The following is an 11,894-nucleotide window of genomic DNA, read 5'->3' on the forward strand; positions in this document are numbered from 1 at the left end:
CAGCACTTCACGGAGCACACACGGAGCAGGGAGGGAGCAGTTGGCGGCTAGGCGGAGAAGGCCTTCCAGTGTCCTTCGGAGATGATCTCGACGGTGCCGTCGGTCACCTTGATGGCGGTCTGGTCGTCGATGGCGTAGGCCGGACCTGCGATGTCGGCGGCCCATCGCTCCGCGTCGGCCATGGTGTTCGACGGCATCTGCTCGTGGTCCAGGTGCGGGTAGATCGAGAAGTCGACGACCCCGAGCGTGCGGTCGTCCGGCGCAGCAGGCCATTTGACGAAGTCGGCACCGATCCGCGGTGTCATCACCATGCTGCCGGCACTGATCCCTACCCAGACCGTCTCTGACAGCGACGGCATGACCCGCGACAGCCCTGACTCCCGGATCCAGTGGCACAGGTACGCCGTGTCGCCGCCGTCCACCAGCAGCACGTCGGCCTCCCGGACCCACGGCACCCACCGTTCTTCTCCGATGCTGGGCAGCGCGGTGAGCTCCAGGACGCCCAGAGACGCCCAGCCCAGGCTGGTCATCCTGTGAAACGGAGGCTCGCCGGCGACGGACATGCGCACCGAGGCGGGCCCGAGCATCGGGTGGCCCCACTGCGCTGTGGGGATGCACAGCGCAGTGGACTCGGAGATCGGCTTGCCCAGCAGATCGACCAGCGCATCGCGGATGCTCTCGTTCGTCACGCCTCCGGAGGTGAGAAGGAGCTTCACAACGCCTCCCGAGGTGAGTACGACGGATTCGTGCGACCCATACACCGCGGACGCGTCATCGCCTGACTCCTTGTCTTGCCCCGTGGCGCCCTCGACTGGCCACCATCCACCTGTTCGACGAACACTACGTTCCGGATCCGACGATCCCTGCCAGGAGATTCAGAGGGACGAGATTCGGCGATCCATGCGCTGCAGTGTGGAGTCGGCGATTTCGACGCCCCAGCCGGGGGCGTCGGACAGCACGACCTCGCCGTCGCGCGCGACCGGGAACGGCTCGTAGATCCGCATGTTCGAGGCGTCTTCGATGGTCCACTCGTGAAAGAGGTTGCACGCCGGCATCGCCGTCACCAGATGTGCGGTGAAGATCGCCGTCAACGACCTCCCTGACGAGTGCGGGACACACGGGAGCCCGGCAAGGTTGGCCAGCTCCGCAACCTGCCGGGCTCGGGTGATGCCGCCGATGTAGCAGACGTCGGGCTGGATGACGTCGGCCATGCCGTCCTGGACGATCCGTCGCAGGCTATCGACCGAGAACTCCTGCTCCCCCAGCCCGACGGGGATGTCGAGAGTCGCCGCGACGCTCCTGGCGTTCTCGTACTCCCAGAACGGCACCGGCTCCTCGAAGTGCAGATAGTCGTACTCCTCGAGCAGTCGCCCGATCCGGACCGCCTGGCCCGGAGAATAGGCACCATTGGCATCCGCGCTGATCTCGATGTCATCGCCGAGTGCCTTGCGCAGCAGGGGAACCAGCCGCCAGGTCCGGCCGGAACGCGACTCCGCATCGCGGCCGTTGCGCTCGCCGATCTTGACCTTCACCGCGCGGAACCCGTGCGCGGCGACGGCGGCGACGATCCGGTCGACCTCCTCCTCGGGCGTCGTGTCGCGACGCATGGCCGAGCCGTAGACCGGCACCGACGGCCGGAACTTTCCACCGAGCAACTGGTAGACCGGCTGGGACTTCGCCTTGCCCACCAGGTCCCACAGCGCGGTGTCCACGCCCGCCAAGGCCCGGAACAGGAAACTCCCGAAGTACTTGTACTCCGCGCGTGCGCACTCCTCTGCCAAGATCATGACATCGAAGGGGTCACGACCCAGGTAGTTCCGCGCGACCAGAGTGTGCAGCACCTCCCCGGTGATCCGGGCCTCGGAGTGCGCGGTCTGCCCGTACCCCACCAGCCCGTCGTCGGTGCGGACACGGACGATGCAGCCGTGGCCGTCGAACGTCTCGATCGAGATGATCTTGGTCAACGCGACTCCGCCCGGGCCGGCAACTTGTAGAACGCGCGGGCGTTCTCCGTGTAGATGCTGTCGCGTTGCGCCGCGGGCAACCGGACCTGGAAGGCGTGCGCGGGATGGTCGAAGTCCCAGTGCGGGTAGTCCGTGGAGAACATCACCTTGTCGGTCCCGCCGAGGTGTTCGAACACCTTGAGCAGGTCGGCCGGCCGATGCGGTTCCTCGATCGGCTGCGTCGTCGTCCAGAAGTGCTCGCGCAGGTACTCCGACGGCCTGCGACGTACCTGCGGAACCTCGGCGCGGAACCGCTGCCAATGGGTGTCCATCCGCCAGGCCAGCGACGGCAACCAGGCGAACCCGCCCTCGATCAGCGCGATCCGCAGGTTCGGCAGCCGCTCGAAGATCCCGCCGAAGATCAGGCTCGCCACGTGCGCCTGAAAGGCGGCCGACATTCCCGCGTGATCCTCGATGTAGAACGACGGCCAGCCCGCGGCGCTCATCGGAACGCCCCGCACACCACCGCCGTAGTGAATGCCGACGGGCAGATCGTGCCGGGCGGCGGCCTCGTACATCTTCCAGTAGCGGCGATCGCCGAGTGGTGCGGCACTACGCGCGACCAGCAGCACCTGCACGAACCCTGGATGGCCCGCGAGCCGCTCGATCTCGGCGACCGCCTGCTCGCTGTGCTCCGCCGGCACGATCATGCCCGCACGCAGCCGCGGCTCCGGCTCCAGCCACTCCTTGATCTGCCAGTCGTTGGTTGCCGCCGACAACGCCGCGGAGTACTCCGGATCGAGCTGGCTGCCGGAACCACTCAGCGGGCCGAGGATCCCGAACTCGACGTTCAGACCGTCGAGATGCTGTTTCTGCATGAACCCCAGATCGGCACCCGCGGGCAGTCCGGACGGCGGAAAGGCGTCGTACCGGGCCGGCGATCCCTTGGGATACACGTTCCCCGAGTGCTGGCGCGAGCCGAAGGTCTTCAGATGGGTGAGCCAGCGATTCGAGAGGTACGGCTCCAGGGCTCCCGGTGCCATCACGTTGTGGATGTCGCAGTCGATGATCATCTGCTTCGCCGCGGTACGCCGTGCTGCTCGCGGCTGTGTCTGTGTCTGTGTCATGTCTCTCCTCATCCCAGCCGGTACGTCGCGTGCGCGTTGCCGGACATGATCTTGGTCTGCAGATCCCCGGAGATCCCCTCGGGCAGCGAGTCCGCACTGTTCGCGAAATGCGCCTGCGGGTAGTCGGTGGAGAACATCAGCATGTCGTCGCGGAGAAGTTGGTCGATGACCTCGACCAGGAACTCGGGGGTGTCTGGCCGGTCGAGCGGCGCGATGGTCATCCGGACGTGGTCGCGGATCACCTCCGACGGCGGACGCTCCACCCATGGAACCTCGCGGCGCAGACCCTTCCAGTCCTTGTCGAACCGCCACATCATCGGCGGCAGCCAGCTGAAGCCGCCCTCGATCGTCGCGACGGTCAGCTCGGGGTACTGAACAAAGACGCCTTCGGCGACGAAGCTCATCAGCTGCGCCTGGAACGCGAGCGGAACACTCACGTAGTCCTCGACGAAGTACGTCGCCCAGCCGACCGGCGTCACCGGGTTGCCACTCAGACCGCCGGCCTGCACACCGACGACGAGGCCGGCCCGCTGCGCGGCGTCGTAGATCGGCCAGAAACCGCGCCGGCCGAGCGGCTCGCGGCTGCGCGACGGCACGGTCACCTGGACGAACTGGCTGTGCTGCGCGGCCCATTCGACCTCTTTGGCCGCGAACGCCGGGTTCTGCAGCGGAAGCACGGCCGAGCCCCGGAGCCGCGGATCCTGCTCCAGCCACTCGTGCAACTGCCAGCGGTTCAGCGCCCGGGCCAGGGCGGCCGCGAAGTCGTCGTTGTGGACGGAGTCGACGGCGTAGGTGCAGTTGAGGATCGCGTACTGCAACTGCCATGGGTCGAGCAGTTGCTGCTGGAGGAGCTCGAGGCTGGATCCAGGTGGTCCCTGGTCCGGCCGCGATCCCTCGAGGAAGAGATTCGGCGCGTTGGACGGATAGAGGTTCGAGGCCAGCCCGCCCATCCCGGATTCGGTGATGTAGTCGCACCACCGCGCCTCGAGATAGGGAAAGAGGCTCCGCAGGTTGTCGAGGTTGATGTGTACGTCGGTGTCGACCAGATCGAGTCCGGCCCACTGCTCGGGCCGGGCGTAGTTCTCAAGTTGTTGTACAGCCACTGGTGATCTCACCTTTCACAGATCGAGGACCAATCGGGACGACAGCGCGCGCGAGACGCAGATCATCATCGTGTCGTTGGCGGCACGTTCGTCCTCGTCGAGGACGGAGTCCCGATGGTCCGGAACGCCTTCCAGTACGGTCGTCCGGCAGGTGCCGCAGGTGCCCTCTTCGCAGTTCGACAAGACGTAGATCCCCGCCTCGTCCACGACCTCGAGGATGGATTGGTCGGGCGGTACGACGAGTACCTCGTCACTGTCGACCAGTTCGATCTCGAAGGAGGTGTTGGGCGCGACCTCGGTGAGAGGTCTCGGCGCGAACCGCTCGACCTGAAGCGTCTTGTGCGGCCAATGCGCACTCTTCGCCTCGACAGCCGCGATCAGGGGTTCGGGACCGCAGCAGTAGATCAACGTCCCGGGCTGTGGTTCGTCCAGGAGTCGATCCAGTTCGATCAGGCCGCGACGGTCCTGCGGCCATTCGAGAACACGCTCGGGATCGAAACTCCCGACCTCGTCCCGGTAGGCCATCGACGCCTCGCTGCGACCGCCGTACACCAGCCGCCAGTCGGCGCCGGCCGCGTGCGCCGCGCTGATCATCGGGATGATCGGGGTGATTCCGATGCCGCCGGCAATGAACAGGTACCGTGGGGACTCGTGCAGCGGGAAGTGGTTGCGCGGACCGGTCGCCGTCAGCACGTCACCGGCCTGGACCCGCTCGCACAACGCGGCGGAGCCGCCGCGGCTCTCGGGCTCGCGCAACACCGCAATGCGCCACTGGCCGCGATCCTCGGGATCGCCACACAGCGAGTACTGCCGAACGAGCCCCGGGCGAACCTGTACGTCGATGTGACTCCCCGGGGTCCACGACGGCAACTCCGAAGCGTCGTCGGCGACGAGCAAGAGTTCGGTCACGCCGGACGACACCTGCCGGTGAGATCTCACCCGCAAGCGCAGCGTCGCTTCGCGCACCGCCTCCGCTCCCCCGGGGGCGTCAGATATTGACAATGACATAGTCGCGGTCGACCTCGACCTCGTACGTTTCACCGGAGTACGGGCCGGGCTGGAACCCGGCTGCGGACAGCTCGGGATTCCTGGCCAGCGCCTCACCGGACTCCACGTCGGTGGCATACGCCTTGACCTTGGTCTTCGCGGGGTCGAACCAGGACTGACCGGTGGCGATCTCGAACTCCCAGCCGTGCCAGGGACAGCGGATGATCTCTCCGCGCATGATGTAGTCGTAGTTCCCGGGCTTGTCCGAGCGCACCAGACCGGATGTCACGCCCTCACACATCGGTCCGCCGCCGTGCGGGCACTGATTGCGGATCGCGTAGAAGTTGCCCTTGACGTTGAAGACGCCGATCGACCGCTTGGCAATCTCGACCACCTTGCGCCGGCCGGGTGGAATCTCGTCGACCGTCGCCACCACGTACTTGGTCACATTGTCTCCTTGTCCAGAAGGCATCATTTGATTCCGGTCATCGAGATTCCGCGGGTGAAGTACTTCTGCGCGAAGACGAAGACCAGGACGGTCGGGATGATGGCCAGCGTCGCTCCGGCCATCAGCGGGCCGTACTGGGTGCTGTCCTGGGTCTGGAAGAACGCCAGCCCGACCGGGACGGTGAACTTGTTGACATCGCTGAGGTAGACCAGCGGGCCGAAGAAGTCGTTCCACACGTTGACGAAGGTCAGCACCGCCAGCGTGGCCAGGGCCGGCTTCGACAGCGGCAGGATGATGCTCACGAAGATCCGGAAATGACTGGCGCCGTCGACGAGGGCGGCCTCGTCGTACTCCTTGGGAATCGTCATGAAGAACTGCCGGAGCAGGAAGGTGCCGAACGTGTTGGCGACGATCGGCGGGATGATCAGCGGGAAGTGGGTGTCGATCAGGCCCGCCTTGACGTAGGCGGAGTACAGCGGCAGCACCATCAGCATGTCCGGGATCATCAGCGAGGCGAGCAACAGCCCGAAGGCGGCGTCCCGCCCGCGGAACTGCAGCCGCGCGAAGCCGTAGGCGCCCAGTGCACAGACCATCAACCGGCCGATGATCACCAGCACCGTGATGTAGGCGCTGTTGCCCAGGAACCGGATGAAGGGCAGGACGCCGTTGTTGACCAGGTACGCGTAGTTGTCGAGGGTGAACGGGTTCGGGAGCAGGTGCGGCGTCAGGCTGATCACGTCGCCCGGCTCCTTGAACGAGCTGGACAGCATCCACACGAACGGGCCGATGGCAATCAACGCCGCGAGCACGCAGACGACGTACGTCGCCGTCGGTCCGATGATCCGGCCGGCCCGCCGTCGCCGTTCGTCGCCGGTATCGTCCACCGGCAGCGGCGGCCGCGGTGGTGCGATCCGTTCGGGAGCACGAGTGTCTTCGACCGTCATTGATAGAACACCCACCTCTTCGAAAGCCGGTTCTGGATCCAGGTGACGGCGAGAAGCACAACGAAGAGCACGATCGCCAGTGCCGAGGCGTAGCCCATCCTGCGCAGCGAGAAGGCCTCGTACCAGAGGTGGTAGATGTAGACGTACGTGCCGTCGCCCGGTCCGCCGCCGGTCATCACCAGGACGAGGGCGAAGACCTGGAACGAGCCGATCGTCTGCAGGATCAGCAACAGGAAGATCGTCGGCGTCAGGAACGGCAGCGTCACGTGGAAGAACCGTGAGAACCGGCCGGCCCCGTCCAGGGTGGCCGCTTCGATCAACGTCTCCGGAACCCCTTGCAGGCCGGCCAGGACGATGATCATGTTGAAGCCCATGTTCGCCCAGATCGCCGTCACGATCACCGCGGCCATGGCCGATCCGGGCTCGCCCAGCCAGTGCGGTCCGGTGATGCCGAACGAGGCCAGGACCGCGTTGATCACGCCGTACTGATCGCTGAAGACCCACCGGCTGACGACGCCGACGGCGACCAGCGACGTCACGTACGGCAGGAAGATCAATGCCCGGATGACGGCCATCCCCCGCAGCCGGTTGTTGACCAGCACGGCCAGCGCGATCCCGATGATGATCCCGACCGGGACGTACCCGATCGTGTAGATGGCCGTGTTGATCAGGCTCTTGCCGAACAGCGGATCCTGCCCGGAGAACATCTCCTTGTAGTTGGCCGTGCCGGTGAACTTCGGCGCCGCCAGCCCGTCCCAGTCGGTGAAGCTCGTCACCAGGGTCGGCAGGACCGGGATGACGTTGAACAGCAGCGTCCCGAGGACGACCGGCCCGATGAACATCCAGCCGCGGAGGTTGCGGCGCCGGCCGCCCCGGCGCTGGTCGGCCGTCGCGGGGTCCCGCACCCGCAGCGTCTGTGCGGCCGTCACTTGGCCGCGACCTTCAGGTCGGGATCGGTGAGCGCTCCTCCCTTCGCGAGCAACTCCTTGCCCTTGTCCCCGTTCCAGCCGCGCTTCTTGATCTCGGCGTTGACGGCATCCCGCCCGCGCTTGAGGTAGTCGGCGGTGGCGAGTTTGCCGCTGACCAGGTTGTTGGCGTTGGTGCCCTCGACGAAGGAGTCGGCCAGCGCCGTCCCGATCGGCCCGCGCGGGAACGGAACGTCGACCGGCTTCCCGGCGACGTTGCCGAGCGCCTCGGCCCACACGGTCGCGGTCTTCGGCCGCGGATGGTCGGTGAACGCCGCGCTCTTGGCGACCTCGGTCAGCGCCGGCACGGCGAACTGGGCCTTGGCCATGACGTCCGACGCCGCCTTGCCGCAGAGCGCCTTCATCGCCAGGAAGGCAGCCTGCGGATCCTTCGCGGTCTTCGGGATGACCCAGGTGCGGGCGTAGTTCTTCGTCATGGCGAACAGCGGCGTCTTGGGCCAGGGCATCACGTCCCAGTCGACGTTCTTGCTGATCTGCGCGCTGATGTCCATCGCCTGCCAGGTCATCGCGAGCTTTCCCGCGTTGAACAGGGGCAGGTACTCGACGTCGATGGTGGGGGCGTAGCCCGCGCGGATGTAGGAGATCTGCTTGTCGATCGCGTCCAGCGTCTCCGGCTTGCCGTAACCGCACTCGGTCTGGTTGTTGTAGAGCGCGGTGTCACCAGCACCGTACGCCGTGGGCTGGATCGTGTTGACGGCGTACTGCAGACCGTAGGTATCGGTCCGGCTGCCGTTCTTCTTCGTCAGCTTCTTGACGGCCGCGTCGAACTCGTCCCAGCTCCACGCGTCGGCCCACGAGGTCGGCGCCGTCAGCCCGGCGTCGGCGAACAGCTTCTTGTTGTAATACAGCGCATTCGCGCTCATGCCGGGCGTGATCGAGAACTGGTACCCCTCGACCGCGACCTTGGTCGTGAACGTCGGGCTGTACTTGGTCAGATCGAACCCGGTACTGGCGTCCTGCATCATCTTGTCCAGCTGCAGGATCTTGCCGCTCGTCGCCAGGTCGTACACCCGGTCGTCGTCGATGCGCTGCAGGTCGGCCGTCGTACCGGAGGCGAACTGCAGCATCACGCTCGCCCAGTCGTCGCCCGGCGCGGGCTTCCAGACGATCTTGATCTTGTGCTCGTCGAGGCTCTCCTGCTGAGCAGCCGCGATCATGTCCTTGAACATCTTCTGGGTGGTCGGATCGCCGACGGAACTGAAGGTCACCTCGGTCCAGCCGGACGGCGTACCGGACGACCCCGAACCGCACGCGGTCAGCGAGGTCCCGGCGACGCCGGCGGCAGCCAGACCAAGGCCCCCTTGGAGTAGTCGGCGGCGGGTGAGCAACGAGCCGGAAGTCATGAGTGTCTCCCTCGGCAAGGCGGATTCGCCCGGCACAGGACCCCGAAGTCTGCGCAGCAACAGCTCTCTACACCGATGTACTACCTGGCGTCTGAGAGTTGCGGGCTATTGATCTGGGTGTGGTCCAAGTGTTCGCTCACTGACGCAGGGCTGTCAACACTATGCGGAAGAACTGTTCCAATATGCGGAAGCTATCGATAGCGTCCTGGCCCGTTCGGTGCACCACTTATGCTGGCTCCAGCGAATCCCGGCGTGGGGGTTGAGACAGAGAGCGGGACGGTGGAGAACAGGACGTCGGGGAGTGTCCAATCCGTCGAACGGGCGTTCCACCTTCTCGAGCTGCTGGCCGACAGCGGCGACTCGTCGCTGACCGAACTCTCGGCCGCGATCGACGTCCCGGCTCCGACCACGCGTCGCTTCCTCAAGACGCTGGTATCCCTCGGCTACGCACGCCAGTTGCCGAACCGCCACTACGGGCTCGGGCTCAAACTGACGAGACTGGCGGGCAGGGTCGAGTCGCAGTTCGGCCCGATCGTGACACCACACCTGGACACACTCGCCCGGGAGATCGGCGAGTCGGCGAATCTCGCCGTACTGGAAGGCGATCTGGTCGTCTACATCGCCCAGTCCCCTTCACGGCATGCGATGCGAATGTTCACCGAGGTCGGGCACCGCGCGCACGCCCATTCGACGGGCGTCGGAAAGGCGATCCTCGCCGGCCTGTCCGACGACCAGGTCGGCCGCATCGTGAGCAGGGCCGGCATGCCGGCCGAGACCGCGCACACGATCACCGACCTGGCCAAGCTCCGCACCGAACTCCACCGGATCCGCCGCGCGGGCTACGCGACCGACAAGGGCGAACAGGAGATCGGCGTCGTCTGCTATGCCGTCGCGATCCCCGATGTCCCGATCTCGATGGCGATCTCGGTCTCCGGCCCGACGTTCCGGATGACGCAGGAACTCGGCAAGACGGCGGTCCCACTCCTGATCAGCGAGGCCCAGGCGATCTCCAAGGAACTGCTCGGCCTGCTGGGGTGACCCCGGCTGGGCCGGGTCGCCCAGACTGCAGTACTTGACACTCTTCCTTAAGTACTGGACAGGTGCCGTCCGTTGCCGCAGGTTGTTCGGATGGAGATCCTGACTCCGCCTCATGTCGACGATCGGGCTGAGGTCGCCACGCTCGGCATCACGGTGGTCACACCGTTCCGCGGGATGTTGAAGGTGCGTGATCAGCTGCTGAACGAGCTGATCGGGTGGCTGGACCAGGCGAACGTCGAACCTCGAGGGCAGTTCTTCCTGCGGCTGCTCACGATCGACATGAACGGGCCGATGGAGCTCGAGGTCGGTGTCACCGACACGATCCATCCGGGTGACGACCGGGTGCGGCCCGGCCTACTGCCCGCCGGTAGGTACGCATCCCTCATCTATCGCAACCATGCGCTGCGGGCGAACCGCGCTCTGCTGGAGTGGTCCGAAGCCGAGCGACTCGTTCTCGACAAGGACGAAGTACCGGCCGGGGATCAGTTCGGCTGCCGGTACGAGGCGTACCACACCGATCCCCGGCACCAGCCGCGCAAGACCCTTTGGGACGTCGAACTGGCGATCCGCCTCCGAGCCGACTGATCTAGTGCCAGCGGTCTCCCGGAGCACGGGCGTAGGTCCGCCAGACGTACGGCCATGGGGTGACGGCGAGGATGACGATGACCAGGGAACAGTTGACCAGGATCTCGGAAGTGGCGGTGTCCAGGTCCCCGCTGATGGCTGTCGGGAGGGCGACCAGGGCGAGCCACAGGAGCTTCCAGGTCGACTCGAACAGGAGCACGGGGAGCAGCTTGACTGGATAGCGCAGTCCCAGGAAGGCCAGGAGTGACATGGCCGTGAGGAGGCACAGCGTCACGCCTTCGTAGAGCGGCAGGGTGTCGGCCTCGAGGAGGAGCGGCCACTTCACGAGTGCGAGTCCGACGCCCATCAAGAGGTAGCCGGCGCGCATCAGGTGCAGGCGGGTCAGCGAGAGCTCAGTTCTCTGTGACGTAGGTGCGATGACGGTCATGGCTTTCTCCTGTTCGTACGTTTTCTGCGGATCATCCAGGCGCGGTGTCCGGCGATGTCGCGGCGCCGGATGGCGGTGAAGCCGAGGACGATGCTTGCTGCCATCACGGAGCCGACGACCAACCGCACGGACCACAACAGGTCACCGCCAGGCGCACCTGGGGAGAACAGAGTCATCCAGAGACCCGAGCCGGCGACGACCAGGCCGGCTCCTGCGAGCACGCGGCCGGCGCTGCGGCGCCGGCCGGATGCCTGAGGCGGTGTGCTGGGTCATTTCGCGTCCGCTGTCGCGCGAACCGCGGCCGGCTGGGCGGTGACGGTGCGGGCCGTGCGCCACAGCGAGTAGCCGAGGCCGATCATCGCGATGCCGTTCGGGAAGGCCAGCAGCCGGTAGAACGCGTCCGGCATCAAGGCGAGCACGATGGTGACGACACCACCGACGGCGAGCAGCGCGGCCGCCCACCGAGCCAGCACACGGGCCCGATAGAGCGCGATCCCGAAGACGAGGCTGCCGGCCAGGAAGCCGATGTCCTGGACCTGTTGGACGATCTGCAGCGACCCGATGTCACCGGTGGCGGAGTCGCCCTTGGACACGGCGAGGATGTCGTTCACGTAGCCGGGGTTGGTGTCGGCGATCGAGGGCAGGACGCACGCGGCGATGGCGACGGTGCTCATGATGGTGAGGTAGCCGGTGCCGAGCACCAGGTAGCCGGCGAGTCCGACGACGCCGTTCTTGCGGATCTGGCTCAGGTACATGCCGGTGATGCCGACCAGCGCCAGGACGGCCATCAGCACCTTCAGCAAGTTCCGCACCATCACTTCGGTCGTGCCGATGGAGGTGGCATCCAGGTGCGGGTGGTTGATCTGGACGCCGATGAAGAGCAGTCCTGCGACGACCGCGGCGGCGCCTGCGGCCCGGGTGAGGGTGGTTGGCGTGATGGTCATGTCCGGCTCCTGTTCCGGT

General features: G+C 66.2%; 13 protein-coding genes and 1 pseudogene. 2 read left to right on the forward strand and 12 right to left on the reverse strand.

Annotated features, from left to right (window positions below; genetic code table 11):
* Nucleotides 1-47 precede the first annotated feature (47 nt).
* The 9 genes from E0H75_RS28050 to E0H75_RS28090 all read right to left on the reverse strand — a co-directional run bounded on the left by E0H75_RS28050 (nt 48) and on the right by E0H75_RS28090 (nt 8,881).
* Complete coding sequence (locus tag E0H75_RS28050) at nt 48-716, reverse strand: Type 1 glutamine amidotransferase-like domain-containing protein (RefSeq protein WP_131516675.1); 669 nt, start codon at nt 714-716, stop codon at nt 48-50.
* Between the two features lie 159 nt (nt 717-875).
* The gene (locus tag E0H75_RS28055) at nt 876-1,964 is read right to left on the reverse strand and encodes a mandelate racemase/muconate lactonizing enzyme family protein (RefSeq protein ID WP_131516676.1); all 1,089 of its coding nucleotides are present in this window, start codon (nt 1,962-1,964) and stop codon (nt 876-878) included.
* Nucleotides 1,961-3,070 (reverse strand): amidohydrolase family protein, encoded by a 1,110-nt coding sequence (locus E0H75_RS28060; RefSeq protein ID WP_131516677.1) that lies wholly within the window; start codon nt 3,068-3,070, stop codon nt 1,961-1,963. Before E0H75_RS28060 ends, E0H75_RS28055 begins: the two co-directional genes overlap by 4 nt.
* Before the next feature lie 8 nt (nt 3,071-3,078).
* Nucleotides 3,079-4,173, reverse strand: a complete 1,095-nt coding sequence (locus E0H75_RS28065) for an amidohydrolase family protein (protein WP_131516678.1) — start codon at nt 4,171-4,173, stop codon at nt 3,079-3,081.
* Between the two features lie 15 nt (nt 4,174-4,188).
* Nucleotides 4,189-5,082, reverse strand: a complete 894-nt coding sequence (locus tag E0H75_RS28070; protein ID WP_238163324.1) for a PDR/VanB family oxidoreductase — start codon at nt 5,080-5,082, stop codon at nt 4,189-4,191.
* 79 nt (nt 5,083-5,161) lie between these two features.
* Complete coding sequence (locus E0H75_RS28075; RefSeq protein WP_131516680.1) at nt 5,162-5,608, reverse strand: Rieske (2Fe-2S) protein; 447 nt, start codon at nt 5,606-5,608, stop codon at nt 5,162-5,164.
* A gap of 23 nt (nt 5,609-5,631) precedes the next feature.
* Nucleotides 5,632-6,552, reverse strand: a complete 921-nt coding sequence (locus tag E0H75_RS28080; RefSeq protein WP_131516681.1) for a carbohydrate ABC transporter permease — start codon at nt 6,550-6,552, stop codon at nt 5,632-5,634.
* Nucleotides 6,549-7,481 carry a carbohydrate ABC transporter permease gene (locus E0H75_RS28085; protein WP_131516682.1) on the reverse strand — a complete coding sequence of 311 codons (933 nt, stop codon included), beginning with the start codon at nt 7,479-7,481 and terminating at the stop codon, nt 6,549-6,551. Before E0H75_RS28085 ends, E0H75_RS28080 begins: the two co-directional genes overlap by 4 nt.
* Nucleotides 7,478-8,881 carry an extracellular solute-binding protein gene (locus E0H75_RS28090; protein WP_131516683.1) on the reverse strand — a complete coding sequence of 468 codons (1,404 nt, stop codon included), beginning with the start codon at nt 8,879-8,881 and terminating at the stop codon, nt 7,478-7,480. The genes E0H75_RS28085 and E0H75_RS28090 overlap by 4 nt, the downstream gene beginning before the upstream one ends.
* 279 nt (nt 8,882-9,160) lie before the next feature.
* Between E0H75_RS28090 and E0H75_RS28095 the strand changes: the two genes are divergently transcribed.
* Together E0H75_RS28095 and E0H75_RS28100 are read left to right on the forward strand one after the other, a co-directional pair.
* Nucleotides 9,161-9,919 carry an IclR family transcriptional regulator gene (locus E0H75_RS28095; protein ID WP_238163325.1) on the forward strand — a complete coding sequence of 253 codons (759 nt, stop codon included), beginning with the start codon at nt 9,161-9,163 and terminating at the stop codon, nt 9,917-9,919.
* 90 nt (nt 9,920-10,009) lie between these two features.
* A complete protein-coding gene (locus E0H75_RS28100) occupies nt 10,010-10,504 on the forward strand; it encodes a GyrI-like domain-containing protein (protein WP_131516685.1) in 495 nt (164 codons plus the stop codon).
* Nucleotide 10,505: 1 nt separating this feature from the next.
* Here the strand turns inward: E0H75_RS28100 and E0H75_RS28105 are convergent, their stop codons facing one another.
* From E0H75_RS28105 to E0H75_RS28115, 3 genes and pseudogenes are all read right to left on the reverse strand, one after another.
* Complete coding sequence (locus E0H75_RS28105; RefSeq protein ID WP_131516686.1) at nt 10,506-10,931, reverse strand: hypothetical protein; 426 nt, start codon at nt 10,929-10,931, stop codon at nt 10,506-10,508.
* Nucleotides 10,928-11,155: pseudogene (locus E0H75_RS45075) on the reverse strand (DUF2306 domain-containing protein); the annotation flags it as partial. The pseudogene E0H75_RS45075 and the gene E0H75_RS28105, both read right to left, overlap by 4 nt.
* Before the next feature lie 45 nt (nt 11,156-11,200).
* A complete protein-coding gene (locus tag E0H75_RS28115; protein WP_131516688.1) occupies nt 11,201-11,875 on the reverse strand; it encodes a hypothetical protein in 675 nt (224 codons plus the stop codon).
* Nucleotides 11,876-11,894: the final 19 nt, after the last annotated feature.

The organism is Kribbella capetownensis, from assembly GCF_004331485.1.
Taxonomy (GTDB): Bacteria; Actinomycetota; Actinomycetes; order Propionibacteriales; family Kribbellaceae; genus Kribbella; species Kribbella capetownensis.

What these genes read in the sequence shown, in the direction of transcription:
- E0H75_RS28060 (WP_131516677.1), bottom strand. Translation starts at nt 3,070, where the DNA reads ATGACACAGACACAGACACAGCCGCGAGCAGCACGGCGTACCGCGGCG.
- E0H75_RS28080 (WP_131516681.1), bottom strand. Translation starts at nt 6,552, where the DNA reads ATGACGGTCGAAGACACTCGTGCTCCCGAACGGATCGCACCACCGCGG.
- E0H75_RS28090 (WP_131516683.1), bottom strand. Translation starts at nt 8,881, where the DNA reads ATGACTTCCGGCTCGTTGCTCACCCGCCGCCGACTACTCCAAGGGGGC.
- E0H75_RS28100 (WP_131516685.1), top strand. Translation starts at nt 10,010, where the DNA reads ATGGAGATCCTGACTCCGCCTCATGTCGACGATCGGGCTGAGGTCGCC.
- E0H75_RS28105 (WP_131516686.1), bottom strand. Translation starts at nt 10,931, where the DNA reads ATGACCGTCATCGCACCTACGTCACAGAGAACTGAGCTCTCGCTGACC.
- E0H75_RS28115 (WP_131516688.1), bottom strand. Translation starts at nt 11,875, where the DNA reads ATGACCATCACGCCAACCACCCTCACCCGGGCCGCAGGCGCCGCCGCG.